The organism is Micromonospora sp. DT31 (assembly GCF_049841795.1).
GTDB lineage: Bacteria > Actinomycetota > Actinomycetes > Mycobacteriales > Micromonosporaceae > Micromonospora.
Genome location: NZ_JBNCKZ010000003.1, coordinates 320,638 through 345,652 on the forward strand (window position 1 = coordinate 320,638; position 25,015 = coordinate 345,652).

Here is a 25,015-nt window from a genome sequence, read left to right on the forward strand (position 1 = left end):
CCGACGACGGCGATCATGAAAGGTGTCGCGTCCGTCTCAAGGTCGCGAATGATCAAGGTGCTGACCAGTGGTTCGCAAGGTGGATCCGAACGGTGTTGGGCATGCTTCGTTCGGACTTACCCTTGCGAAAATCCTGTAGCGGATATTCGACTCTCGTCAGTTGACGGTTGCGGAGGCGAGCAGGGCCGCAGTGGGAAGTCCGAGCTGGCCGTCGGCGTCTCGGTAGGGCGCGGTGTGCTGGTCGTAGTGGTGCCTGATGCGGGCAATCGTGGCCGGGTCCTGGCGGCGCATCAGCATGCCGGGAGTACCGAGCCCATTGGCAGGGCCGGCCCACCATGTCTCAGGGTGTGTGCGATGGGTCCAAGTGATCGTGTCGCAGTGGACGTCGACGAGGCCCGCATGGTCGAGCAGTGCGGCGAGGCCACCTTGGGTGCGGGCGAAGTCCTTGTCCGGTGCGATTCGGGGCAGGTCGGTGGGGCGCTGAACGCCAGCGGCGTCGAAGACCACGCCCCAGAGTTGTTGGGCGGCCGGCTGCGGGTAGGGCCAGATCGTCACCGCGAGGCGTCCATCTCGTCGCACGACCCGGCGCATCTCCCGGATGGCGGCTGCGGGGTCGCCGACATGATTGAGCACGAAGTTCGCGACGACCGCGTGGAAGTAGTCGTCGGGAAACGGCAAGTGCGGCAGGATTGCGTGGCGGGTTTCGGCGTCCGGGGCTCGACGGCGTGCGATCTCCAGCATGCTCGGTTCGGCGTCCGCGGCGGTAACCTTCGCGGCCCGTGCGCAGGCCAGGGCGGCGACGGTTCCTGTGCCGGTTCCCACGTCGAGAACCCGGACGTCTGCGCCGACGGCGGCGGCGTCCAGGAGCGGGCCGGCCGGATAGGCGCAGAGGGAAGCGAAACTGTCCTGGAATGCCGCTGCCTTGCCGGCCCACTGCTGCCGCTCATGATCGTCGAAGGTTGTGGTGGTCACGATTCTCTTGGTGCTCCGTTCGAAGACATTGATCGACAAGGCCTCATCGCCACCGAGATCGAGAGGTCACGCTAGGCGATGCAGCGGGAATTCGGGACTATCGGCAGGCCGGAGAGCAGGCCAGTCCCGCTTCGGACGGAAGCCGGTATAGGTGCCGTCGAACGGGGACAGTCCAGCCATCAGTACCGACCCGGGAAGTGTGGCTGGCCCTTGTGCTGCGGAAACCGCCGTACCGCCTGGCACCGCTCGAACCGTACCGGCCATACCTCACTCAGTAGGGCGCGGTGCTCGGAACCGTCCTCGACGACGTACCCGACCTCGAACTGACCCGGGGCTGGCACCCGGCCGCACCGCCAGGAACCGCCCCGCCGCATCGTCATGGCGAGCATTGTCTCCTCTCGACGGTTAAGGGTGTGACAGCGACTCGCAAGGTAGATCCGAACCTCGCAAGATCGCTCGCAACCTAGATCCGGGACTCGCAACCTTTGCGTGGAAGCGACAAATGGCGGCCGTCCACGCGGCGCGCGAGCTTGCCTTGACGTCGGCGGCAAGGTCTAGCGTCGCGTGCAGGGACAGTCGGCAGGGGGCGCGGATGCGGATCGGGGAGCTGGCGGAACGGGCCGGTACGAGCACCCGGACCCTGCGCTACTACGAGGCCCAGGGCCTGGTCCGCCCGGGCCGGTCGGCCAACGGCTACCGGGTCTACGACGACGCGGAACTGCGCGTCGTACGCGAGATCCGGTCCCTGCTGGCGATCGGCTTCGGACTGGAGGACATCCGGCCGTTCGTCGCCTGCCTGCGCGCCGGCCACGACTCCGGCGACGTCTGCCCCGACTCGGTCGCGGTGCTGCGGCGAAAGCTGGCCGAGGTCGACGACTGTCTCGACCGGCTCGGCGCGGTCCGCCGCCGGCTGCACGACCAACTCGCCCGCGCGATCACCCAACGGGAGGAAACATGTCTCAGGACACGTCGACAGGCCGACTGACCCCGGTCACCGAGGCCACGTTCGCGGCCACCGTGCTGGCCGCCGACCGGCCGGTGGTTGTCGACTTCTGGGCGGAATGGTGCCCGCCGTGCCGGGTGGTGTCCAAGCACCTGGCCGAGCTTGCCGAGGAGTTCGGCGACGTGCTGCGCTTCGTCACCCTCAACATCGACGAGAACCCGGCGACCGCCCGCGCCCACCGGGTGATGTCCGCGCCGACCATGCTGGTGTTCCGCGACGGCCAGGTGGTCGGGTCGATCGTCGGGTCCCGCCCGAAGGACCACCTGCGGCGCAGCTTCGCCCGCCACCTGGACGGTTGAGCCCGCACCGGGCGGTCCCGCCCGCACGGGCGGGACCGCTCGACAGGTGGTCGGGCGACTCAGCCGGTGTTCTCCGGCAGGTGCATCAACGGTGCCCGGCCCGGTGGCTGCTCCGGCTGCGGCCCGCTCGGGTGTGCCGGCGGGACCGGCACGGTGACCGGTCGCGCGGAGGTGACCCGCAGCGGCTGCCCGTGGTGCAGCAGCTCCAGGCTGCTCTCCGGCCCGCCGTTGCGCAGCGAGTAGGTCGTCTGGTGCGCCCGGACGTCGACCCGCAGCCGCATCGACCGCCACTGGAGGGAGAACTCCAGGCGGCTGAGCCGGCTGGGCAGCCGGGGCGCGAAGGAGAGCGTCCCGTCGTGGTCCCGCAGCCCGCCGAAGCCCGCGACCAGCGCGATCCAGGCACCGGCCAGGGACGCCATGTGCACCCCGTCGCGGGTGTTCTCGTTGAGGTCGTGCAGGTCCATCAGCGCGGCCTCGCGCAGATAGCGGTGGGCCAGTTCGGGGAAGCCCACCTCGGCCGCCAGGACCGCCTGGGTGCAGGCACTCAGCGACGAGTCACGTACGGTGCGCCGCTCGTAGTAGGTGAAGTTGCGGCGTTTCTCCTCGTCGGTGAACGCGTCGCCCCGCCAGTGCATGGCGAGCACCAGGTCGGCCTGCTTGATCACCTGTTTGCGGTACAGGTCGAAGTACGGGTAGTGCAGCAGCAGCGGGTACTTCTCCGGCGGGGTGTGCTCGAAGTCCCACTCCTGGAAGCGGGTGAAGCCCTCCACCTGCTCGTGCACCTCGGTCTCCGGGTCGTACGGGAGGTGCATGTCGTGCGCGGCGTCCCGCCACGCGGCGGCTTCCTCCTCGGTGACGCCCAGGTCGAGGGCCTGGTCCCGGTGGCGCATCGCGGTGTCGGCGGCGGTACGCAGGTTCCGCTGCGCCATCAGGTTGGTGTAGATGTTGTCGTTCTTCACCGCGGTGTACTCGTCGGGGCCGGTCACGCCGTCGATGTGGAACCGGCCGGCGCGGTCGTGGTGCCCGAGCGAGCGCCACAGCCGGGCCGTCTCGACGAGCAGTTCCAACCCGATCTCGCGTTCCGCCGCCTCGTCGCCGGTGACCAGCACGTATCGGCGCAGGGCGTCGGCCACGTCGGCGGCGATGTGGAACGCGGCCGTGCCCGCCGGCCAGTACGCCGACGACTCGGCGCCGTCGATGGTGCGCCACGGGAAGGCCGCCCCGGCCAGGTTCAACGTACGGGCCCGTTCCTGCGCCTGGGCCAGCGTGTCGTAGCGCCACTGCAACACGTCGCGCACCGCGCTCGGCTGGGTGTACGTCAGCACCGGCAGCACGAACATCTCGGTGTCCCAGAACGCGTGGCCGTCGTACCCGGGGCCGGTGAGGCCCTTGGCCGAGATGGGCCGCCGTTCCGCGCGGGCCCCGGCCTGGAGCACGTGGAACAGCCCGAACCGGACGGCCTGCTGCACCTCCGGGTCGCCTTCCACCCGCACGTCGGCGGCGTCCCAGAACGTGTCCAGGTATTCCCGCTGGGCGCGGCGCAGTCCGTCCCAGCCGTCGAGTCGGGCGGCGGCCAGCGCGGCGCCGACCTGGTCGCGCAGCGCCGGCAGGGACCGCCGGCTGGACCAGCCGTACGTGAGGTACTTGACCACCCGCAGTTTCTCGCCGGGCTTGAGCACGCAGCCGATGGTGGTGCGGACCCAGTCCTCGTACCCCTCGGACTCGATGGTGGTCCGTTCGGGACCGTGCACGTCGTGGCCTATGGCGGCGGCGACACGCAGCCCGCTGACCTTCGTCCGGTGAATGAGCAGGCCGCCGTCGTCGGTGGTCAGTTCTTCCTCGGCCTGCAGCGGCGACTCCAGCACGGCGGCGACCCGGGGGTCGCGGCTCTGCGGCGGCAGCGACTCGTTGGCGACCAGCTCGGACTGCAGGATCAGCCGCAGCGGCCCGTCGACCGCCTCCACCTCGTAGTGGACGGCGGCGACCGAACGCTGGGTGAACGACACCAGCCGGGTGCTGCGGACCCGCACCTCCCGGCCGGCCGGGGAACGCCAGTGCAGTTCCCGCTGCAGGGTGCCGGCGCGCAGGTCGAGGACCCGTTCGTGGGCGAGCAGTTCGCCGTAGCGGACGTCGAGTGGTTCGTCGTCGACGAGCAGCCGGATGAGTTTGCCGTTGGTGACGTTGACGATGCTCTGCCCGGATTCGGGGAAGCCGAAGCCGGCTTCCGCGTACGGCAGGGGGCGCAGTTCGTAGAACGAGTTCAGGTAGGTGCCCGGCAGGCCGTGGGGTTCGCCCTCGTCGAGGTTGCCGCGCAGCCCGACGTGGCCGTTGGAGAGCGCGAACACCGACTCGGACTGGGCCAGCACGTCCATGTCGAGGCGCACCTCGCGGACGTGCCACGGCTCGACCGGGTAGGACCGTTCCCGGATCACGCGGCCGGCTCCTGGGTCAGCAGGTCGGCGAGGTCGGTGACGACCACGTCGGCTCCGTTCGCGAGCAACTCGTCGGCCTGGCCGACCCGGTCGACGCCGATCACGTACCCGAAGCCGCCGGCCCGCCCGGCGGCGACCCCGGCGAGCGCGTCCTCGAACACGGCGGCCTGCGGGGGTTCCACGCCGAGCAGCCGCGCGCCCTCCTGGAAGGTGTCCGGGTGCGGCTTGCCGCGCAGGCCGCGCTCGCGGGCGACGACGCCGTCGACCCGCGCTTCGAGCCAGTGGTCCAGCCCGGTGGTCCGCACCACGGCGGCGCAGTTGGCGCTGGCCGAGACGACCGCGCGGCGCAGGCCGGCCCGGGTGGCGGCTTCCAGGTAGCGGACCGAACCGTCGTACACGTCGACCCCGTCCTGCTCGATCCGCTGGAGCAGGACCACGTTCTTGCGGTTGCCGACGCCGTTGACGGTGTCCGCCTCCGGGGGGTCGTCGGGTGTTCCCTCGGGCAGGGCGATGCCCCGCGAGGCCAGGAATGAGCGCACCCCGTCGGCGCGCGGTCTGCCGTCCACGTAACGGTTGTAGTCCGGTCCGGGGTCGAAGGGGTGGAACGGCTCGCCGGTTTCGGCCGACCGACGTCGCAGAAACGCGTCGAACGTCTCGGCCCAGGCGGCGTTGTGCACCCTGGCGGTCTGCGTCAGTACGCCGTCCAGGTCGAAGAGGCACGCGGTGACGTGCGCGGGTAGGCCCAACATTGCCTGAATCTATCCGGGTGTCTCGCCGGGCAAACCCGTACGCCGGTCAGCGATTGGGACGCAGCGTCCAGATCAGGGTGAGCGAGGAGGTGAGGGTGCCGTCCTCGGTGTGGATCTCCACCTCGATCGGGAACTCGGGTCGCCGGCCGGCGTCCAGCTCGGCCAGCACCTCGGCCGGCGCCCGGCCGAGTCGGGCGGTCGCCAGCACCGGCCCCATCGCCACCTTGCGGAAGTGGATGCTCGCCGTCACGGGCAGGGGTACGGCCCGGTCGAGCACCTCGCCGAACGCGGCCAGGGCGACCGCCCCCGATGCGCTCTCGCCGAGCGTGAACATGACGCCGGCGTGCGGCCCGCCGAGGTGGTTGTGCTGCGCCGGGGTGTCGGGGAGCCGGGCCACGACCCGGACCCCGCCCTCGGCCTCGGGTGCCACCTCGACGAACTCGATTCCGAGTGTGCGGGCGAACGGCACGGCGTCGAGGAGGCCGGCCGCCACCTGGCGGGAGTCGATGGTCATACCCGAACGCTACTCGCCGGTAACTTGACCGGCAAGGCATGGTCGGGCGGCCGTCCCCTCACTCGACGTCCTGAGCCTTGATGTGCAGGTTCAGCACCATGTCCTCGAAGGCGTCCGGCCCGATCCGCGCCGCGACCACGTGAATCGGTGAACACACCATGTCCAGCGTCGCGCCACCCACCGGGCGCCTCTCCACGCCGGTCACCACCAGAGTCGCGTCCCGCACAGTCACGTCCTCGATCGTGACGTCGTAGCCAAGAGTGGGTCGCCTGCCCACGGCGAGCGTGACGACAGTCTCGTGCGCGAGGTCTATCAACGGCGGGGGCGGCACCGGGTGCATTCCCGTGTTGATCGATGCCCAGTGCCGGGCCCAGCCGCCGGACCGGCGGATCAGGAACAGGCCGTAGCCACCTCCGCCGTCGGCCGCGCTCCCGTGGTACAGCGTGCGGAAGCTCGCGCCACCTCTGGAAGCCCTACTCACCGGCCGGACCTACCAGCGTCGCCGCGGCGGCGCTGGCACTCGTATCCCATGGCCGGGATGATGTCACCGAGTGCCTCTTCGATGAACTGGCGGGTCTCTGCATCGAACTGGTCGGTGCGGTTCGTTAGCCGCTGCGCCTGGAACGCCGACCGGGTGGCGACGTCGCCGACCCCGAGCCGTTCGAACAGGGCACGGCGCTGCCCGGTCCAGTCCGCCGCGAGATCCTCCGCCTTCACCTCGACGTATCGCCGGCCCGTCAGGTCGACCGTGTTCTTCCAGGTGAGCCAACGGCGGTAGACCGGTTCGAGGTAGGCGAGCGCTCCCTCGACGGTGGAAGGCGCCCACGGCTGGACCAGGTGGGAGGCGAGCACCGAGACCGGGTGACGCTTGATGTGCACGATCGTCGCCTCGGGGACCAACTCCCAGAGGAACTCCATGGACAGCAGGTTGAACGGTGTCTTCTCGCACCAGGTCGGCTTGCCGGCGTCGGCGGCCGCGCCGCCGAACAGGCTGTCGATCAGGCCCCGCAGGATCCCGATCAGTTCCGCCCGGTCGCGGAAGTACCTGGGCACGACGCGTCGGCGACTCGGCGGCTGGAACGGCCCGGCCGGCCGGGCGGCGTCACCGAAGCCGGCCGCGGGCACGGGCTCGTCGAACATGTACGCCGTCAGCTGCGGCCAGAGCTTGTGCACCGCGTCCCGGTAGCGCCGCCCGCCGACCAACTCGGGAACGGTCTTGCCGCGATCGTCGCGCCGGTCCGGCACCCGTACGGTGAGGAAGTCACTCAGCCGGTGCAGCGCGTCCTCACCGACGGTCGGGTCGTATCGACAGGTGAGCGCGTCGGCGAGGTCCCGCAGGCCACCCGGGTCGACCAGGAACCTGGTCTCCATCGGAATCCGGTGGATCAGCGGATGTTCGCCGATGATGTCCGCGATCCGCGACGTGCCGCAACGACCCGTGCCGGCAACGAAGATCGGTGGGGGGATCGGCATGGCGAGGAGTCAAGCTCGGCACCCCGCGTCCGCGCAAACCATTTATCCTCGTCAACGGCTCCCACGGCCGGACCCGACCGAGACCACGACGGGCAGGACATGGACCACGGCACCCGCGACGAACTGCTCGGCCGCCTGGCGGCGGCAGTCGGCGGCAGCACCGTCACCCACCCGACGCGGGTCGCCGTCGACGGACCGCCCGCCGCCGGCAAGACGACACTCGCCGACGAACTGGCCGCCGTCCTGCGCGCCCGGGGCCGCCACGTCGTCCGCGCCTCGGTCGACGATTTCCTCTTCCCCCGCGCGCAGCGCTACCCGCGCGGCGAATACTCGGCCGAAGGTTGCTACTTCGACGCCCACGACCACGCCGCGCTCAACCGGGTCCTGCTCGATCCGCTCGGCCCGGGCGGAGACCGACGCATCCGACACGCGGTCTACGACCACACCGCCGACGCCGTCCTGTCCCCATCGGTCAGGACCGTCCCCGCCGACGCCGTCCTGGTCTTCGACGGCGTCTTCCTCATGCGCCCGGAACTGGTCGACCGGTGGGACCTGCGGATCTTCGTGTCCACCGCGCTCGACAGGACCGTCGACCGCGCCGTGGTGCGGGAGCGTCGAGTGTCGTCCCGGGCCGACGTCGAACGGCGCTGGCGCGAGCGCTACCTCCCCGCCCAGCAGCTCTACTTCGCCACGGTCCGGCCGGCCGATCACGTCGACATCATCGTGCACAACGACGAGCCCCGGCGGCCGGCCTGGGAGGCGCGGGCCCGGTGAACGGCGGCGTCAAGAAGGGCCCCCTCCTCTACCGGATGCGTTAACAGGGGGCCCTTCCTGTCAGCGCCAGCCGACGTCGATGCGGTCGCCGCGCTCGTCGAAGAAGTGCAGCGCGTCCATCCGCACCTGCACGGCCAGCGGGTGCCCGGACGACACCGCCGGGTACGGGGCCAGCCGTACCGCGAGCTCCGCCGGCCGGCGGTGGTGCCGGCCCGGGTCGGGCAGCACGCTTGTGCGGTTGCCGCCGGGGCCCGCCTCCGGGGCGTCGGAGGGCGTCCCCTCCGCCGTGCGTCCGGTGAGCCGCTGCATCACCTGACCGAACCGGCGCAGGCCGCGCTGGCCCGGGGCGGCCTGCTCGACCGGGCTGCTCATCTCGTCGACCACGATCGCGGTGGCGCCGATGTCCAGGAACGCAAGCGACTCGTGCCCGTGGTGCTCCAGGTAGCGGATGCGGCCGTGAAGCACGTCCCCGGCGGTGTCCGGGGCGACCGGGGTGAGGGCCTCGGCGCGCATGCCGACGACGATCCGCTCGCCGTGGTAGTGCGCCACCGCGCGGCTGCGGATGTCGTCCCACGGCAGGTAGAGCGCCTGATCACCGAGGTTCAACGTGACGTACCGGTCGAGGTGGACGTAGACCGACGCCTCCAGCAGGTTCATCCGAGGGCTGCCGAGGAAGGCGGCGACGTAGAGCGTGGCCGGCCGACCGTACACCTGGGTGGGGGTGCCCACGTCCTGGAGCACGCCCTTGCGCATGATCGCCACCCGGTCGGCCATGGTGAGCGCCTCGGCCTGGTCGTGGGTGACGTAGAGGGTGGTGACGCCCAACTCGCGGGTCAGCCCGGAGATCTCCGCGCGCAGCTCGGCGCGCAGGCCGCTGTCCAGGTTGGACAGCGGCTCGTCCATCAGGAACAGGCCGGGGCGGCGCACGATGGCTCGGCCCATGGCCACCCGCTGCCGCTGGCCGCCGGAGAGCTGGCTGGGTTTGCGTGCCAGCACGTCGCCGATGCCCAACGCGCTCGCCACATCCTGAATACGTTCACCGCGCGGCGCCGGCTCGATTCCGGACAGGCGCAGCGGAAAACCGATGTTGTCTCCCACGGTCATGTGCGGATAGAGCGCGAAGTCCTGGAAGACCATAGCGATCTTCCGATCCCGTGGCGGCAGGTCGTTGGCCAGTTCACCGCCGAGCAGGATTGCGCCGGAGGTGGGGTCCTCCAACCCTGCCACCATCCGCAGCACGGTGGACTTGCCGCAGCCCGAGGGGCCCAGCAGCACCATGAACTCGCCGTCGTTGACGTCCAGATTGATGGTGTCGACCGCGACCGTTCCGTCCTGGAACACCTTGGTGACATCCTTGAGCGCGACGGTGGCCACCGTCACCTCCCCAGTTCCTCGCCTGAACTCGGGAATGACTGTGACCAGCCTCCTGCGCTTCGCACATCGGGTAAACGTGCGATGTTCGGCCCGTGACAGCCCTATTAAGCGATATTTGCGCCGACACGCGGGGTAATCGACCGGCGCCCACCCGATTTAGCCTGGATCGCCGAGAAAGACCCGCCGCACCACCCGCTCGGCCGCGTGCCCGTCGTCGTGTGCGCAGAACCGCTCCCGGAACGTCGCACGCGCCCGCTTCGCCGCCTCGTCGCGGACCGCACCGGAGCGGAAGACCTCCAGCAGGCCGGGGAAATCGCGCGCGACCGCGCCCGGCGGCTCGGCCAGCAGGTCGAAGTAGACGCCCCGGGCCACCCGGTAGGCGTCCCAGTCCGGGGCGTAGACCACTATCGGCCGGTCCAGCACGGCGTAGTCGAACATCGCCGAGGAATAGTCGGTCACCAGCACGTCCGCAGCGAGGTAGAGATCCTCCACCCGCTCGTACTCGCTCACGTCGAGCACCGCGCCCGCGGCCGGCCCCCGGGGCCTGCGGTCCCGGTCGTGGAAGTAGTGGCTGCGCATCAGCACCCGACCGTGTGGGCCGAGCACGTCGCGTAACCGGTCCGGGTCGAACGGCGGCCACCAACCGGGCAGGTGCTCCCGGTGCGTCGGCGCATACAGCACCACGTGCTCGTCGGGACCGATCCCCAGCCCTGCACGGGCTCGGAGGCAGTCCTCGACTGTGGCGCGGACCAGCCGGTCGTTGCGCGGGTAGCCGACCTCCAGGGTGGTGTAGTCGGCCGGGTAAGCCCGCTCCCACATCTGGGTGGAGAACCGGTTGGAGCTGATGCTGTAGTCCCAGCGGTCCATCCGGCGCAGCAGGTCGGCGAAGTTCATGCCCATCGCGCCCACCGGGTAGCGCTGCTGGTCCAGCCCCATCACCTTCACCGGTGTGCCGTGGTGGGTCTGCACGTGCACGGAGCCGGGGCGCTTGCGGACGAAGTCCGGGAAGTTGACGTTGTTGATCAGCCAGTGGGCGCGGGCCAGCACCCGGTGGTACTCACGGGTGCCGGCGACGACGTACTCGACGCCCGGCGGCAGCGTGTCCACCCGGTCCCGCCGGACGATCCAGACGCCGCGAATCTCGGGGGCGAGCCGGCGGGCCGCCTCGTAGATCGCGGCCGGGTTGCACGAGTAGCCCCGGTACCAGTACGCGGCGTAGACGGCGAGGGTCGGGTCGATCGGCCGGCGCAGCTCGGCCCGGTAGTACTCGCGCAGCGCCGTGTTGCGGACCCGCCGCGCGGCACCCCGGGCCGCCGGCACCACGCGCCGCCGAGCCGTCCGGGCGGCCCGCCGCGCCACCTCCCTGGCCTGGTGCGCCTCGCGCAACGCGCTGAACGTCCGCCAGCGGCCGGCCGCCACCAGCCGGTGCTTGAGCCCTTCCGCGCCGGGCGGCACCGGACAGCCCTCGGGCGGCCGGAACCGGACGTAGTCGGCGTGCATCTGGGCGAAGAACGACGCCCGCAGCTCGGGCGCGATCCGGTCGCCGTTGCCGAGCACGGTCAGGTAGTGCCAGATCATCCGTTCGAAGACCGCGGGCCTCAGTCCGGCCACCGCCGGCCCCCAGCGGTCCATCATCGCGAACACCCGGTGCCACTGGGGGAAGACCTCGAAGTGCCGGTCGCCCCGGGTCCGGGTGATCGCCCCGGTGCGGCGCTGCCGGTAGTTGAGGCAGACCCGGTCGAGTACGCCGATCCGCTCGGCGGCCATCAGCGCCGGGTAGGTGAACGACACGTCCTCGTACCAGCCAGACTCGAAGCGGAGCCCGTTGACGAGCAGGAACTCCCGGCGCACCACACGGTTCCAGGCGGTGTGCAGCAACCGCAGCGCATCCGGCCGCTCCCACAGCGTGAACGTCGCCGGGTCCGGCGGCGCCGGGAAGACGTCCCGCATGGCGCTGCGGGTGCCGACGTTGTTCCAATGTGCCCGGACATGGTCGACGATCAGCACGTCCGGGGTGGTGTCACGGAGCCGGTCGGCGACGTGCGGGAGGCAGCCGGGCACCAGCCAGTCGTCCCCGTCGACGAACCAGACATAGTCGCCGACGGCCCGGTCCAGCCCGATGTTGCGGGCCGGACCGAGCCCGACGTTCTCGGTGAGGCGGACCGGGCGGACCCGGGCGTCACGCGCCGCGTACTCGGTCAGGATCTCGCCGCTGCCGTCCGGGGAGGCGTCGTCGACCCCGATCACCTCGAAGTCGCCGAACGGCTGCTCAAGGATCGAGTCGAGACACTCCCGCAGGTAGCCCTGCACCTTGAACGCCGGCACGACGAAACTGATCAAGGCCACTCGGGTCCACCCTCGGTCAGCTCAGCGAGAACGCTCACCCCCGTGGGCGCGGGCCGGCCCGACCACCCAGGCGAGGACCACACTCGCAACGAAAACGACAAGAAGGTACGTCCCGAGTATAGCCATGATCATCTCGGCAAACCCGACAATTGAGCCGATCACCAGCAGTGTCGACCTTCCGACCCAGCCCAGAGTGGCCGCGTGCAACGGCGGAGCCGACTGCCGTTTCTCCAGCCGGGCAGTGAGGTCGTAGTGGTGCAGCGTGAGCACCAGGATGTACCCGAAGATCAACCAGGCGGGCACCCGGCCGGCCACCCCCACCGCGATGGCGAACAGATACTCTCCGGCCCGCAACGCGGCCGGCACCAGCCAGTCCAACGCACCGGCGTGCGGCGCGCGTGCCCCCAGCGCCGCGCCCAACAGGACCACCAGCGCCGGGACCACCGCCCACCGCGGCAGGTCCCTGCCACCGTGCACCGCCGACAACGCCCACACCAGCAACGCCGTCGCCCCGAACGCGCCGAGCAGCGCCAGCGCCAGCGGCCGGCGCACCACGGGCAACGACCGCACCGCCGCCACCCCGTCGTCGCGGTGCAGACCCGCGTCCACCGTGGTCAGCACCGGCACCCGCATCCACCGCGCCCGCAGCGTGCGCAACCCACAGGTGTAGGCGAACGCCGACGTGCCCCACACCAACACCGCGCAGAGCGCCACGAACGGCCCGAACAACGCGGCGGCCAACGCGATCAACGCCCACCGCTCACCGATCGGGAAGACCACCGTCCGCTTCAGCCAGTACGACACCGAGCCGGTGTCCGCCTGCACCCGCGTCGAGGCGGCGTTCAGCTTCCCGCCGATGCCACCCGCATCCCCGGTCGCCGCCTTCGGCCGACGGGCCGCCTCGTCGTGCAGCGCGCCGTACCACGTGTCGGTCATGTGCCGCACGGTCTGCAACGTCATCGCGGCCAGCGCCAACGCCCAGCCGTAGCGGAACCCGGCGTGGGTGGCGCCGTACCCGAGGCCGGCGTAGACCACGTACTCCTTCAACCGGTCGGCCATCGTGTCCAGCCAGCCGCCCCAGGCGCTGAAGTTGCGGGTGTAGCGGGCCAACTGCCCGTCCACACAGTCGAGCACGAACCCCAGGTAGAGCAGGACCGCGCCGGCCACCAGCGCGGGCCGGCCACCCACACCGAACAGCACCGCCGCGGCCACCGCGAACGCCACCGACACCATGGTGACCCCGGTCGGCCCGATGCCGATCCGGGCGGCCGCCTTCGTCACGTAGGGGGACCAGGTGCTGACGAAGTACGTGGTGAAGAAGTCGTCGCGCTCCTTCACCGACAGCCTCAACTCGGCCCGGTCCTCGTCCACCGCAGCCACCGCGGACTCGGCGGCGGACCGCTGCGCCGCGTCGCCGACCCGGCGCGCCACAAGCAGGCGCACCCGCTGGGCGAAGATCAGCGAGCCGCCGGCGGCGAACTGCGCCACCAGCCGGTCCACCGGGTCCAGCGGGCGCGCGCCGGGCGGGACGTCGGCCGCGCGCCGCGCCGCCTCGGCGAACGCCGGCAGATCGGCCGCGCCCACCCGCAGCGCGCCCCCGAACACGCCGGTGGCGTCGGCGTCGCCGACCGCGACGACCTGGCCGCGTTCCTCCCGCACCACCGCCTGCCCGGCGGCGGGCGCGTCGGTCAGCACCAACGCCACCGTCGGCCCGACCGGGCTGGTCGCCAGATGCCTGAGTACGGCCGTGTGCGCCACCAGGTCGACGCCGCTGACCAGCACCGGCCCGGTCGCGCCGGCCGCCAGGTCGGCCAGTTCCCCGAGGTCGGCCACGGTCCGCACGTCGTCCGCCCCGGCCCGCCGCCACTGCGCGGCCAGCCGGTCGGCGAGCGGTGCCCGGGCCCCGGTGAGCCGGCCCGCCGCCGGTTCGGCGGCGAGCACGATCGCGAGCGTCACCGCTGCGCCGCGTCGGCATAGGCCGCCAGCGCCTCGTCGATGGGCCCGTCGACGATCAGCCGTCCGGCGTCGAGGTAGAGCCCTCGACGGCAGAACCGGGTGAGGTCCTTGTCGTTGTGTGACACCAGCACCAGCGTGCGTCCCTCCGCGAGAAGTCGCTCGATGGTCGCATAGCACTTCGCGCGGAACTCGGCGTCCCCAACCGCGGTCACCTCGTCCACCAACAGCAACGGGTGTGGCAGGTGCGCGATCACCGCGAAACCCAACCGCACCTTCATCCCCGACGAGTAGTGCCGCACCGACGTGTCGATCGCCCGTTCCACCTGCTCACCGGCGAACGAGACGATCTCGTCGAAGTGCCTGCGCAGGTACGCCGCAGAGAGCCCGTGCAGGCCGCCCACCAGATAGAGGTTCTCCCGGCCGGTCAGGTCGCCGGAGAACCCGGCGGACAACTCCAGCAGCGGCGCGACCCGCCCGTGCACCCGGATCGCACCCTCGTCGGGGATGAGCACGCCGGCGATCAGCCGCAGCAGCGTGCTCTTGCCGGTGCCGTTGCGCCCCACCACACCGACCGTCTCACCCGGTTCGATCCGGAACGACAGGTCCCGCAGCGGCCAGAACCGGCCGGCGTCCGGGTCGCGAGCGCCCCGGTGCACGATCAGCTCGCGCAGCCGCAACTGGCGACGCCGGTTGCGGACGAACTGGATGCCCAGCCCGTCCGCCTCGATGATCGGCGGCATCAGAGTTCCTTCAGCACGGCCGGTTCCAGACGGCGGAACGCCCACCAGCCCACCGTCAGCACCAGCACGCTGCCCACCACCGTGACGGTGAGCAGCCGGGCGTCCGGGAACTCGTCCGGGTACCAGACCGCGTGGTGCAGTTGGAAGATCCCGACCAGCGGGTTCATCTCGTACGCGATCTTCAGCCAGCCCGGCATGCCGGACTCCCGCACCAGGCCGAGCGGATAGATGATCGGCGTGGCGTAGAACAGCAGCCGGATCACCAGGCGCATGGTCCGCTCGATGTCGCGCATCAGCACGTTGCTCGCCGACAGCAGCAGCGCCAGGCCCACCAGCAGCACGAACTGCACCGACACGGCCAGCGGCAGGGCCAGCAGGTGCCAACCCGGGTGGACCTTCCCCCGGCCGGCGTAGAGCGCCGCGATGGCGACCAGGATGGGCAGGCCGGCCAGGTACTCGGCGAAACGCCCGGCGACCCGGCCGATCGGGAAGATCGGGCGGGGCAGGTTCATCGTGGTGATCAGCCGGGCCTGGCCGGTGAGCGCGTTGGCCGCCTCGGTCAGCGCCGAGCTCGCCCACATCCAGGCGAAGATCCCGGTGATCAGGAACAGCGGGTACGAACCGGCCGCCTCACCGAGGTGCCGCCGGGTGGCGCCGGAGTAGAGCACGCCGAAGACGAACCAGTAGATCAGGCCCATGCCGAGGGGCTCGATCAACGACCACAGGTAGCCCAGCACCGACTGCTGGTACTTCACCGCGAGGTCCCGCCGGACCAGGATGCGCAGCGAGGTGCGGGCCGACCAGAGCGCCCCGACGCCTGACGTCACCGGACCATCCTCGCCCGGCCCGGCCCGTGCCGGCCGGTGGACGCGCCGGGTCACCCCAACGGGGTCAGCACTCGATCACGTTGACCGCGAGCCCGCCCCGCGCCGTCTCCTTGTACTTGACCTTCATGTCGGCGCCTGTCTCCCGCATCGTCTTGATGACCTTGTCCAGGGACACCGCGTGCACCCCGTCGCCGCGCAGCGCCAGCCGGGCGGCGGTGATCGCCTTGATGCTGGCCACCGCGTTGCGTTCGATGCACGGGATCTGCACCAGGCCCCCCACCGGGTCGCAGGTCAGGCCGAGGTTGTGTTCCATGCCGATCTCGGCGGCGTTCTCCACCTGCTCGGGTGTGCCGCCCATCGCCTCGGCGAGCCCCGCCGCCGCCATCGAGCAGGCCGAACCGACCTCGCCCTGACAGCCGACCTCCGCCCCGGAGATCGACGCGTTCTCCTTGAACAGCACGCCGATCGCGCCGGCCGTCAGCAGGAACCGGACCACCCCGTCCTCGGAGGCGCCCGGCACGAACCGGGTGTAGTAGTGCAGGACGGCGGGGATGATCCCGGCGGCGCCGTTCGTCGGCGCGGTCACCACCCGGCCGCCCGCCGCGTTCTCCTCGTTGACCGCCAGCGCGAACAACGTGACCCAGTCCATGACACGCAGCGGGTCACCCGCGCCGGTCTCCGCCTCCAGGCTGCGCCGCAGCTCGGCCGCCCTCCGCCGCACCTTCAACCCACCGGGCAGCACGCCGTCGCGGGTGCAGCCGTTCTCCACGCACTCGCGCATCACCCGCCAGATCTCCGACAACCCCGCCCGTACGTCGGCCTCGGCGCGCCAGGACAGCTCGTTGGCGAGCATCACCTCGCTTATCGACAGGCCGGTGTCGGCGGTGACCCGCAGCAGTTCCGCCCCGGTCAGGAACGGATACCGGACCCGCGTGCCGTCCGGCTTGATCCGGTCCGCGCCGGCCGCCGCCTCGTCCACCACGAACCCGCCGCCGACCGAGTAGTAGGTGCGCGCCCGCACCTCGTCGCCGGCCGCGTCGAAGGCCGTGAACGTCATCCCGTTCGGGTGGTACGGCAACGAGCGCCGCCGGTGCAGCGTCAGATCCCGGTCCGGGTCGAAGTCGATCTCCTGGCTGCCGAACAGGGCGAGCCGCCGCCGCGCCCGGATCTGCCGCACCCGCGCCCCGACCGTGTCGGTGTCGACCGTCTCCGGAACCTCGCCCTCCAGCCCCAACAGCACCGCCCGGTCGCTGCCGTGGCCGTGGCCGGTCGCGCCGAGCGAGCCGAACAGCTCCGCCCGGACCCGGGTCACGTCCGCGAGCAGCCCGTCGGCCTTCAGACCCGCCACGAACGTACGGGCCGCCCGCATCGGACCGACGGTGTGCGAGCTGGACGGCCCGATACCGACGCTGAACAGGTCAAACACACTGATCATGGGTCTGCTTTCCTCGCCGTCGTCCCCGTTGTGCGGATCCGACCGGTGCGCAGGTGCCGCGCCCGCCGGGCGGGTCGACGGCCGGCACCCGGGATGTGGGTGCCCGACAGGCGAGCCTACCTCGCCCTCTGTCCACCGACCCCCTCCCAGTACCCCCGCCCCGTCCTCCCGAAGCCCGCCGAGATCGTGGTGGGAAACGGCCCTCACCGGGGCGCTTTCCTACCAAGATCTCGGCGCTGGCATGTCCGGGATCGACATCGTCAACTTCATGATCGCGCGGGCAGGCGGGGGTCGGTTGGGGCGTTCCGGGGTAAGCACCTACGGGTGCCCGGGTCGCCGATCCTCCTCGGGGCCGAGGGCGCGGCGCGCACCCCTCTCTACCGTGGAATCAGCGCGGCGGATCGCCGCAGAAGTGGGAGACGACGATGAGTCGCAAACTGGTCCGGCCCCGTCAGGGGCGCATGATCGCCGGCGTCTGCGCCGGCCTGGGGCAGCGGTTCGGCATGTCGGCCGGGATGGTCCGGCTGCTGTTCCTGCTGTCGCTGCTGCTGCCCGGCACCCAGGTGATCGTCTACCTGGTCCTGTGGGTGCTGATGCCGAACGAGGACCGCTACCTCGCCACCCGCTGAGCGCCGAGACACCGACGCGCCCGCCCCGACGATCGGGGCGGGCGCGCGGCGCACGCGGGGTCAGGGCGCGGCGTAGGTGACTGTCACCTTCTCGTAGCCGAGGGACCGCAGCAGCCCCTCCAGCATCTTGCGGGTGTTCTCCTGGGCGCGGGCGGTGAGCCCGCTGTCCCGGGCCGCGGCGGTGATCCGGTCCTCGGCCAGCTTGTAGACCTGCTGCTGCCGATTGGGATCACCGGCGACCAGGTCGTTGAGCCGGTTGATCAGCCCGCGTTCCTCAGCGAACACGTAGCTCTTGTCCATGTCCAGGTCGGTCTCGCCGAGCTGCGGCGCGGGCAGCTTGATCTCGGCGGACTTGCCGTCCTCGGAGACCACCACCGCCCCGTCGGCGATCTTCGTGAAGTCGACGTACGCCTCGACCCGGCCCGCCCCGACGAACAGCGTGCGCTCGTTGAGCAGGAAGTCGGGCACGTTGCGCCGGTCCTTCTGCACGTCGACCACCACCTGGAAGTTGCCTTCCGCGGCGACGTACCGGCTCAGGTCGCGGATCGACTTGAGCAGCGGCGGCTGACTGCGGTCGGTCTGCTCCTTGGCGAACGGGTTGCGGAAGTCGGGCAGCAGGCCGGTGGCCTGCACGCCGAGCAGCACCACCACCGCCAGCGCGGCCGCGCCGAGCACCCAGAGCAGACCCCGCGCGGCACCACCGCCCGACGCCGGGGCGCCCGGGGTGGGGTCGGCCGGGGCCTCCTCCGCCCGGTCACGCAGGGACCCGGTCGTCGGGTAATCCGGGAATTCCCTCGTGGGCTCGTTGATGTCACCGTCGCGGGCCATCGCCCTCACCGTCCTCGTCCGACACATCGACTGCCAATGACGGTACGGCTACCGTGCGACAGTCGCGCGCCGAGCGACCCGATTGGGTGAAACGGCAGGTCAGGCGAACGCGGAGAGCCCGGTCAGCCGCTGGCCGATGACCAGCTGGTGGATCTCCGAGGTGCCTTCGTAGGTGAGCACGCTCTCCAGGTTGTTGGCGTGCCGCATCACCGGATATTCGCCGGACACGCCGTTCGCGCCGAGGATCGTGCGGCACTGCCGGGCGATGGCCAGCGCCTCGCGCACGTTGTTCAGCTTGCCCACGCTCACCTGGTCGGGGCGCAGCCGCCCGGCGTCGGCGAGCCGGCCCAGGTGCAGCGCCAGCAGCAGGCCCTTGTTCCACTCCACCGCCATGTCGGCGAGCTTGGCCTGGGTGAGCTGGAAACCGGCCAGCGGCCGGCCGAACTGGGTGCGCGTGGTGGCGTACCCCAGGGCGGTCTCCAGGCAGTCACGGGCCGCGCCGAGCGCACCCCAGACGATGCCGTGCCGGGCCTCGGTCAGGCAGCCCAGCGGCGCCTTCAGCCCGATCGCCTCGGGCAGCAGGGCGTCCGTCGGCAGCCGCACGTCGTCGAGGGCGATCTCGCCGGTCAACGACGCGCGCAGCGACATCTTGCGGCGGATCTCCCGCGCCGTCACCCCCGGCGTGTCCATGGGTACGGCGAAACCACGCACCCCCTCCTCGGTACGCGCCCAGACCACGCCGACGTCGGCGATCGGCGCGTTGGTGATCCACAACTTGCTGCCGTTGAGGATCCAGTCGTCGCCGTCGCGGCGGGCGCGGGTGGCCATCGAGCCCGGGTCGGAGCCGTGGTCCGGCTCGGTCAACCCGAAACAGCCGATCGCCTCGCCGGTGGCCATGGCGGGCAGCCAGCGCTGCTTCTGCTCCTCGCTGCCGAACCGCCAGATCGCGTACATGGCCAGCGAACCCTGCACCGACACCAGGGAGCGCACGCCCGAGTCGCCGGCCTCCAGTTCCAGGCAGGCCAGCCCGTACGCGACCGCGGACGCGCCGGCGCAGCCGTACCCGGTCAGGTGCATGCCGAGCAGGCCGAGCTTGCCGAACTCGCGGGCCAGTTCGCGGGCCGGCACCTCGCCGTCCTCGTACCAGCCGGCGACGTGCGGGCGCACCCGGTCGGTGACGAGTTGGCGCACGACGGCACGGATCTGCCGCTCCTCCTCGCTCAGCGACGCATCGATGTCGAGCAGGTCGAGAGCAGTCATGGCGTCACCTTAACCAAGACTCAGGCAGCCGTCACTCGCCCGGGTCGCCGAGGACCAGCACCCGGGCGTGGATCTGGTTGCGTTGCTGCAACGCCGCGCGTAGCGCCCGGTGCAGGCCGTCCTCCAGGTAGAGGCCACCGTGCCACTGGACCACGTGCGGGAAGAGGTCACCGTAGAAGGTGGAATCCTCCGCGAGCAACTTGTCCAGCGCCAACTCCCGTTTGGTGGTGATGAGTTGGTCCAACCGCAGCGGTCGCGGCGGGATCTCGGCCCACTGCTTCAGCGTGAGGTTGTGCTCCGGGTAGGGACGCCCGTCCCGGACCGCCCTGAAGATCACGGCGTGCTCTCCTCCCCCAGGCCGAGCTGACATGTGGATGCCAGCCTAGCCGCAGCCGGCACCTCTCGTTTTACTCCCGGGTGTCTGTTTCCGTACGCTGCGGAGCGCTCAACTCCATCGCCCCCGCCGGATTACATCCTGCACCGGGCGACGCCCCCGGCGCAGCGACGGTGACCTGTGGTCGACCGCCCGGTAGCCGACCGTGATCGCACCGACCGGCCGGAGTTCCGGTGGCACCCCGAACGCCTCCCGGTACGCCCCGAGCCGCTGCGGGGGAATGCCGAAGAAGCACGCGCCCAACCCCTCGTCGACGGCCGTGAGCAGCATCAACAGCGCCGCGAAACCGGCGTCCACGAACCAGTACGGCACCGGCCAGCGGTCCTCGGCGCGGTCCGTCCAGCCCTTGTCCGGCTCGGCGTACCGGTCCAGATAGGCGTCCCGGTTGGCGTGCGGCACCACGATCAGCGGTGCCCGGCGCATCCCGGCCAGCCACCGCTCCCGGCCGCCGCCGTCCGGTGTGGCCACAGCCCAGAACCGGTCCCGGTCCGCCTGCTCCTCCAGCACCAGGAAACCCCAGCCCTGGGCGAACCCGGCCGACGGTGCCCGGACCGCGTGTGCCAACAGCCGGTCCACCACCTCCGGCGGCACCGGGCGGCCCGGGTCGTAGTTGCGGACCATCCGGCGTCGCCGGACCACCTCGGCGAACTCCACGCTCAGACCCCCGGCCGTACGCCCCAGGCGCCCCGCCACGTCTGCGCCGGCTCCAGCGTGATCAGGTCCCGCCCGGAGCGGAACGCGTCCGGCGGGCAGGTCATCGGTTCCACCGCCACCGAACGGCGGCGCCGCTCGCCGTCGAACGTGTCGCCGGTGAACACCTGCCACCAGCCGAACTCGCGGTCCGCCCAGATCCGCAGGCCGGCCGAGCCGTCCGGCGCGCCGAGCGCCACCGCCGAACCGCCGTCGGGGTCCCGGACCACGTCGCCGAAGGCGGTGTCCATGACCAGGTCACCGATCGGGCCGGCGGTGGTGAAGTCGTACTCGGAGCCGGCCACCTCGGACACCGCCACGGGCAGCAGCCGACCGTCGACGAGCACCCGCCGCCGGGCCGGGACGCGCAGCGTCATCTCGTCCACACCGACCTTCGGAAGTTGCAGGTAGGGGTGCACGGAGAAGCCGAACGGCGCGGGTTCCGCGCAGACGTTGGTGACCTCGTGCTCGGCGCGCAGGCCGTCCGGGCCGACGCTCCACCGGGTCCGCAGCCGCAGCGCCCACGGGTAGCCGGGGGTGGGCGGCAGGTCGTAGCCGACCGTCACGCTCTGCGGGGACTGCTCGACCAGGTGCCAGCGCACCCAGTTGACCAGGCCGTGCAGGGCGTTGTGCCGGTCCGGCTCGGTGAGGTCGAGCTGGAACGAGCGGTCGCCGAACGAGTAGGCGCCGTCGCGGATCCGGTTCGGCCACGGCGCCAGCACCTGACCGGCCGAGCCGGGACAGACCTCGTCGTCGGCGTACCCGTCGAGGTAGTCCGCCCCGTCGTGCCGGTAGGCCCGCAGCCCACCGCCCACCTCGACCACGACGGCCTGGTGGCCGTCACCGGAGATGGTCCACTGTGTCCCGGACGGTGCCTGCACGTCGATCCCCATTCGGCGACCCTACCGTCACCGCCGGTCCTCGGCGGTGACGGTGGCGCGATAGCGCAGCAACGCGGGGAACGCCGTCACCAGCAGCACCGCCAGCACCGCGGCGGCGAGACCACCGCCGACCATGGCGAATCCGGTGCCGAAGCCGGCGGCCATCGCCCCGGCCCGCAGGTCGCCCAGGCGCGGCCCGCCGGCCACCACCACCGTGTTCACGCCCTGGAGCCGGCCACGCATCCGGTCCGGCGCGTAGACCAGCAGCATCGACTGGCGCAGCGTCGCGCTGACCAGGTCGGCGGCGCCGGCCACCCCGAGCAGCACCACCACCGGCCAGAGCTGCCCGGCCAGACCGGCGCCCGCGATCGCCACACCCCAGGCGACCACCGCGACGGTGAGCGCCAGCCCCTGCCGGCGTACCCGGCCGATCCAGCCGGAGGTGAGGCCGCCGAGCATCGCGCCGATGGCGATGGAGCTGTAGAGCCAGCCGACCGCCGCACCGCCCCCGAACCGGTCCTGCGCCAGCTCCGGGAAGAGCGCCCGCGGCATGGCCAGGATCATCGCGATCAGGTCGATGGCGAAGGACAGCAGCAGCACCGGTGTGGTGGCCAGGTAGCGGAAACCGTCGATGATGCTGGCCAGGCCCGCCTTGCGGACGCCCCCGTCCGGGTCCGCCGCGGGCGGCATCGCCGGCAGCCGCAGCGTCGCCCAGAGCGCCGCGGTGTACAGCAGCGCGTCCACCCCGTACGCGATGGGCAGCGCCGTCTCGACCTGCCAGCCGGCGAAGATCAGCCCCGCGGCCAGCGGGCCGAAGACGGCGGCGGCGGTGAACGTGGTGAAGTTCAGCGTGGTGGCCGCCGGCACCAGCTCGGCCGGCACCAGCCGGGGCAGGATCGCGCTGCGGGCCGGCGAGGTGATCGCGAAGGCGGTCGACTGGAGGCCCACCAGCAGCAGGAGCAGCAGCGGGCTGCGCGCCCCGGCCAGCGACTGCACCAGCAGCCCCAGCGTCGAGGCCCAGAGCACGCAGCCGCCGGCCAGCAGCACCCGGCGGCGGTCCCGGGCGTCGGCGACCGCGCCGCCCCACAGCCCGAACACCAGCAGCGGCACGAACCCGGCGATGCCCAGCAGACCGACCCAGAGCGAGCCGCCGGTCAGGTCGAACATCTCCACCGGCACCGCCACGGCGGTGAACTGGAAGCCGAACATCGCCACCGCGTTGCCGAGCCACACCCGCCGGTACGCGGGCACGCCCAACGGGCGCAGGTCGATCGCCCAGCCGCGCGGCCCGCGCGGCCGGGCCTGCTTGGCCTGCGTCACGGTGCGAGCCGTTCGACCGCCCAGACCCCGTCGCCGGTACGCCGGAAACGCAGCCGGTCGTGCAGCCGGCTCGCCCGCCCCTGCCAGAACTCGACCGTCTCCGGGCGCACCCGGAAGCCGCCCCAGTGCGGCGGCGCGGGGATCGGGTCGACGCCGGCGAACCTCTCCGCCGCCGCCCGGTACGCGGCGTCCAGGGCGGCCCGGTCCGGCACCACCGACGACTGGGTGCTGGCCCACGCGCCGAGCTGGGAACCACGCGGTCGGCTGGCGAAGTACGCCTCCGTCGCCGTCCGGTCCACCGGCTCGACCCGGCCGGTCACGGTGACCTGACGCTGCATCGAGAACCAGGGGAAGACCAGGCTGGCCCACGGGTTCGCGGTCACCTCGGCACCCTTGCGCGAGCCGTGGTTGGTGAAGAAGACGAAGCCGTCCGGGTCGTACCCCTTGAGCAGCACGGTGCGTCCGCTGGGCCGCCCCGCCGCGTCGGCCGTGCCGAGCACCATCGCGTTCGGCTCGGGGAGCGGACGGGCCACCGCGTCGGCGAACCAGCGGGCGAACTGGGTGTGCCAGTCCGGTGCCAGGTCCGTCTCGGTCAGGCCCAGGTCGGCGGCGTACTCGTTACGCATACCGGCCGGGGCGGGTGTGTCGCCTGTCACTGTGCTCGCCCCTCTCCCGGGTGTGCCGGCGTCCCCCGACGCTGGCCAGGCCCCGGCACCCAGTCTTCACCCACCCGCACCACCGCGCACCGGCGCGGATGTCGTGTGGCGCACAGTGGCTGTGGGTCGCGCAGCTTGTTACCGACCGGGCAAGATGTTCCGAACCACACACCCTGAGGGTCGCCTGAGCTGCGGGGCTCGATCAGCCCGCCGGGCGCACCGAGCCGAAGCAGGAGACTACATGTCCGATTTCAAACCGGGCCTGGAGGGCGTCGTAGCCTTCGAGACCAAGATCGCCGAGCCCGACCGCGCGGGCGGGTCGCTGCGCTACCGGGGCGTGGACATCGAGGATCTGATCGGCCAGGTCTCCTTCGGCAACGTCTGGGCGCTGCTGGTGGACGGCCGGTTCGGGCCGGGCCTGCCGCCGGCCGAGCCGTTCCCGGTGCCCGTGCACTCCGGCGACATCCGCGTCGACGTGCAGTCCGCGGTCGCCATGCTGGCCCCGTACTGGGGGCTCAGCCAGCTTCTCGACATCTCCGACGAGCAGGCCCGCGAGGACCTGGCCCGGGTCTCGGTCACCGCGCTGTCCTTCGTCGCGCAGTCGGCGCGCGGGCTGGGCCTGCCGGCCGTGCCGCAGAAGGAGATCGACAAGGCCGAGACCATCGTCGAGCGGTTCATGAAGCGCTGGCGGGGTGAGCCCGACCCGCGGCACGTCAAGGCCGTCGACGCCTACTTCATCTCGGCCGCCGAACACGGCCTGAACGCCTCCACCTTCACCGCCCGGATCGTCGCGTCCACCGGCGCGGACGCCGCGGCCTGCATCTCCTCCGGCATCGGCGCGCTCTCCGGCCCGCTGCACGGCGGCGCCCCGTCCCGGGTGCTCAGCATGCTGGAGGCGGTCGAGCGCAGCGGCGACGCCGAGGGGTACGTCAAGGGCGTCCTCGACCGGGGCGAGCGGCTGATGGGCTTCGGCCACCGGGTCTACCGGGCCGAGGACCCGCGCGCCCGCGTGCTGCGGCGGACCGCCAAGGAGCTGGGCGCGCCGCGTTTCGAGGTCGCCGAGGCGCTGGAGAAGGCCGCGCTGGCCGAACTGCAGGCCCGCCGCCCGGACCGGGTCCTCGCCACCAACGTCGAGTTCTGGTCGGCCGTGGTGCTGGACTTCGCCGAGGTGCCGGCGCACATGTTCACCTCGATGTTCACCTGCGCCCGGATGGGCGGTTGGTCCGCGCACATCCTGGAGCAGAAGAAGCTGCAGCGGCTGGTCCGCCCCTCGGCGACGTACGTCGGCCCCGCCTCGCGCAAGCCGCAGGAGGTAGAGGGCTGGGACGCCATTCCGCACGGCGTCTGAGGTGTGCGGGGAAGGGGGCCCCCCCCCCCGGGAACGCCTCGGGCGGGGCCCCGTCCCCCGGACGCCCCGCGCACCCGGCGCCCCGCACCGCCCCCCCACCCTCTGGGGCCTCCCG

Annotated in this window: 24 protein-coding genes; 5 read left to right on the forward strand and 19 right to left on the reverse strand. The window is 71.7% G+C overall.

The annotated features are described in order from the left end of the window. Window positions 1-156: 156 nt before the first annotated feature. Window positions 157-1,011 carry a class I SAM-dependent methyltransferase gene (locus ACLQ2X_RS07965; RefSeq protein ID WP_425680309.1) on the reverse strand — a complete coding sequence of 285 codons (855 nt, stop codon included), beginning with the start codon at window positions 1,009-1,011 and terminating at the stop codon, window positions 157-159. Window positions 1,012-1,564: 553 nt separating this feature from the next. On the opposite strand from ACLQ2X_RS07965, the gene ACLQ2X_RS07970 reads away from it, so the two are divergent. Together ACLQ2X_RS07970 and trxA are read left to right on the forward strand one after the other, a co-directional pair. Beyond that, a complete protein-coding gene (locus tag ACLQ2X_RS07970; protein ID WP_425680310.1) occupies window positions 1,565-1,957 on the forward strand; it encodes a MerR family transcriptional regulator in 393 nt (130 codons plus the stop codon). Further along, on the forward strand, window positions 1,927-2,274 hold the full coding sequence (gene trxA, locus ACLQ2X_RS07975; RefSeq protein ID WP_425680311.1) for a thioredoxin: 348 nt from the start codon (window positions 1,927-1,929) through the stop codon (window positions 2,272-2,274). The genes ACLQ2X_RS07970 and trxA overlap by 31 nt, the downstream gene beginning before the upstream one ends. Window positions 2,275-2,333: 59 nt before the next feature. On the opposite strand, the gene ACLQ2X_RS07980 is transcribed toward trxA, so the two are convergent. Genes ACLQ2X_RS07980 through ACLQ2X_RS08000 form a run of 5 tightly spaced genes read right to left on the reverse strand, consistent with a single transcriptional unit; the run spans window position 2,334 to window position 7,442 of the window. Continuing rightward, a complete protein-coding gene (locus ACLQ2X_RS07980) occupies window positions 2,334-4,706 on the reverse strand; it encodes a glycoside hydrolase family 65 protein (RefSeq protein ID WP_425680312.1) in 2,373 nt (790 codons plus the stop codon). Next, window positions 4,703-5,455 (reverse strand): HAD family hydrolase, encoded by a 753-nt coding sequence (locus tag ACLQ2X_RS07985; protein WP_425680313.1) that lies wholly within the window; start codon window positions 5,453-5,455, stop codon window positions 4,703-4,705. Before ACLQ2X_RS07985 ends, ACLQ2X_RS07980 begins: the two co-directional genes overlap by 4 nt. Before the next feature lie 46 nt (window positions 5,456-5,501). Then, on the reverse strand, window positions 5,502-5,969 hold the full coding sequence (locus tag ACLQ2X_RS07990) for a DUF4442 domain-containing protein (protein ID WP_425680314.1): 468 nt from the start codon (window positions 5,967-5,969) through the stop codon (window positions 5,502-5,504). Window positions 5,970-6,027: 58 nt separating this feature from the next. After that, window positions 6,028-6,450: a hypothetical protein gene (locus tag ACLQ2X_RS07995; protein ID WP_425680315.1), complete on the reverse strand. Its 423-nt coding sequence runs from the start codon at window positions 6,448-6,450 to the stop codon at window positions 6,028-6,030. Beyond that, the gene (locus ACLQ2X_RS08000) at window positions 6,447-7,442 is read right to left on the reverse strand and encodes a sulfotransferase family protein (RefSeq protein WP_425680316.1); all 996 of its coding nucleotides are present in this window, start codon (window positions 7,440-7,442) and stop codon (window positions 6,447-6,449) included. The genes ACLQ2X_RS07995 and ACLQ2X_RS08000 overlap by 4 nt, the downstream gene beginning before the upstream one ends. A 99-nt stretch (window positions 7,443-7,541) precedes the next feature. Here ACLQ2X_RS08000 and ACLQ2X_RS08005 point away from each other — a divergent pair, with 99 nt between their 5' ends. Continuing rightward, complete coding sequence (locus ACLQ2X_RS08005) at window positions 7,542-8,216, forward strand: uridylate kinase (protein WP_425680317.1); 675 nt, start codon at window positions 7,542-7,544, stop codon at window positions 8,214-8,216. Window positions 8,217-8,276: 60 nt separating this feature from the next. Here ACLQ2X_RS08005 and ACLQ2X_RS08010 read toward each other — a convergent pair whose 3' ends face one another. The 6 genes from ACLQ2X_RS08010 to ACLQ2X_RS08035 all read right to left on the reverse strand — a co-directional run bounded on the left by ACLQ2X_RS08010 (window position 8,277) and on the right by ACLQ2X_RS08035 (window position 16,894). Further along, window positions 8,277-9,590 (reverse strand): ABC transporter ATP-binding protein, encoded by a 1,314-nt coding sequence (locus ACLQ2X_RS08010; RefSeq protein ID WP_425680404.1) that lies wholly within the window; start codon window positions 9,588-9,590, stop codon window positions 8,277-8,279. A gap of 156 nt (window positions 9,591-9,746) precedes the next feature. Beyond that, the gene (locus ACLQ2X_RS08015; RefSeq protein ID WP_425680318.1) at window positions 9,747-11,936 is read right to left on the reverse strand and encodes a bifunctional glycosyltransferase/CDP-glycerol:glycerophosphate glycerophosphotransferase; all 2,190 of its coding nucleotides are present in this window, start codon (window positions 11,934-11,936) and stop codon (window positions 9,747-9,749) included. A gap of 21 nt (window positions 11,937-11,957) precedes the next feature. Further along, entirely contained in the window at window positions 11,958-13,892 is a 1,935-nt protein-coding gene (locus tag ACLQ2X_RS08020) for a DUF5941 domain-containing protein (RefSeq protein ID WP_425680319.1), read from the reverse strand. Then, complete coding sequence (locus tag ACLQ2X_RS08025; protein ID WP_425680405.1) at window positions 13,889-14,635, reverse strand: ABC transporter ATP-binding protein; 747 nt, start codon at window positions 14,633-14,635, stop codon at window positions 13,889-13,891. Before ACLQ2X_RS08025 ends, ACLQ2X_RS08020 begins: the two co-directional genes overlap by 4 nt. Continuing rightward, window positions 14,632-15,459, reverse strand: coding sequence for an ABC transporter permease (locus ACLQ2X_RS08030; RefSeq protein WP_425680320.1), 828 nt, complete (start codon window positions 15,457-15,459; stop codon window positions 14,632-14,634). Before ACLQ2X_RS08030 ends, ACLQ2X_RS08025 begins: the two co-directional genes overlap by 4 nt. Window positions 15,460-15,523: 64 nt before the next feature. Then, window positions 15,524-16,894, reverse strand: a complete 1,371-nt coding sequence (locus ACLQ2X_RS08035; RefSeq protein ID WP_425680321.1) for an L-serine ammonia-lyase — start codon at window positions 16,892-16,894, stop codon at window positions 15,524-15,526. A 425-nt stretch (window positions 16,895-17,319) separates the two neighbouring features. Here ACLQ2X_RS08035 and ACLQ2X_RS08040 point away from each other — a divergent pair, with 425 nt between their 5' ends. Next, window positions 17,320-17,523 (forward strand): PspC domain-containing protein, encoded by a 204-nt coding sequence (locus tag ACLQ2X_RS08040; RefSeq protein ID WP_425680322.1) that lies wholly within the window; start codon window positions 17,320-17,322, stop codon window positions 17,521-17,523. 60 nt (window positions 17,524-17,583) lie between these two features. Here ACLQ2X_RS08040 and ACLQ2X_RS08045 read toward each other — a convergent pair whose 3' ends face one another. The 7 genes from ACLQ2X_RS08045 to pdxH all read right to left on the reverse strand — a co-directional run bounded on the left by ACLQ2X_RS08045 (window position 17,584) and on the right by pdxH (window position 23,522). After that, the gene (locus ACLQ2X_RS08045; protein WP_425680323.1) at window positions 17,584-18,351 is read right to left on the reverse strand and encodes a DUF4230 domain-containing protein; all 768 of its coding nucleotides are present in this window, start codon (window positions 18,349-18,351) and stop codon (window positions 17,584-17,586) included. A 99-nt stretch (window positions 18,352-18,450) separates the two neighbouring features. Then, on the reverse strand, window positions 18,451-19,611 hold the full coding sequence (locus tag ACLQ2X_RS08050; RefSeq protein ID WP_425680324.1) for an acyl-CoA dehydrogenase family protein: 1,161 nt from the start codon (window positions 19,609-19,611) through the stop codon (window positions 18,451-18,453). 31 nt (window positions 19,612-19,642) lie between these two features. After that, window positions 19,643-19,948, reverse strand: a complete 306-nt coding sequence (locus ACLQ2X_RS08055) for a type II toxin-antitoxin system VapB family antitoxin (RefSeq protein WP_425680325.1) — start codon at window positions 19,946-19,948, stop codon at window positions 19,643-19,645. Between the two features lie 108 nt (window positions 19,949-20,056). Further along, window positions 20,057-20,659, reverse strand: coding sequence for a nitroreductase family protein (locus tag ACLQ2X_RS08060; RefSeq protein WP_425680326.1), 603 nt, complete (start codon window positions 20,657-20,659; stop codon window positions 20,057-20,059). 2 nt (window positions 20,660-20,661) lie between these two features. Continuing rightward, window positions 20,662-21,588, reverse strand: a complete 927-nt coding sequence (locus ACLQ2X_RS08065) for an aldose 1-epimerase family protein (protein WP_425680327.1) — start codon at window positions 21,586-21,588, stop codon at window positions 20,662-20,664. Window positions 21,589-21,603: 15 nt separating this feature from the next. Continuing rightward, entirely contained in the window at window positions 21,604-22,896 is a 1,293-nt protein-coding gene (locus ACLQ2X_RS08070; RefSeq protein WP_425680328.1) for an MFS transporter, read from the reverse strand. Continuing rightward, window positions 22,893-23,522 carry a pyridoxamine 5'-phosphate oxidase gene (gene pdxH, locus ACLQ2X_RS08075; RefSeq protein ID WP_425680406.1) on the reverse strand — a complete coding sequence of 210 codons (630 nt, stop codon included), beginning with the start codon at window positions 23,520-23,522 and terminating at the stop codon, window positions 22,893-22,895. The genes ACLQ2X_RS08070 and pdxH overlap by 4 nt, the downstream gene beginning before the upstream one ends. Window positions 23,523-23,793: 271 nt before the next feature. Here pdxH and ACLQ2X_RS08080 point away from each other — a divergent pair, with 271 nt between their 5' ends. Further along, window positions 23,794-24,900, forward strand: coding sequence for a citrate synthase 2 (locus ACLQ2X_RS08080; RefSeq protein ID WP_425680329.1), 1,107 nt, complete (start codon window positions 23,794-23,796; stop codon window positions 24,898-24,900). The last annotated feature ends 115 nt before the right edge of the window (window positions 24,901-25,015 follow it).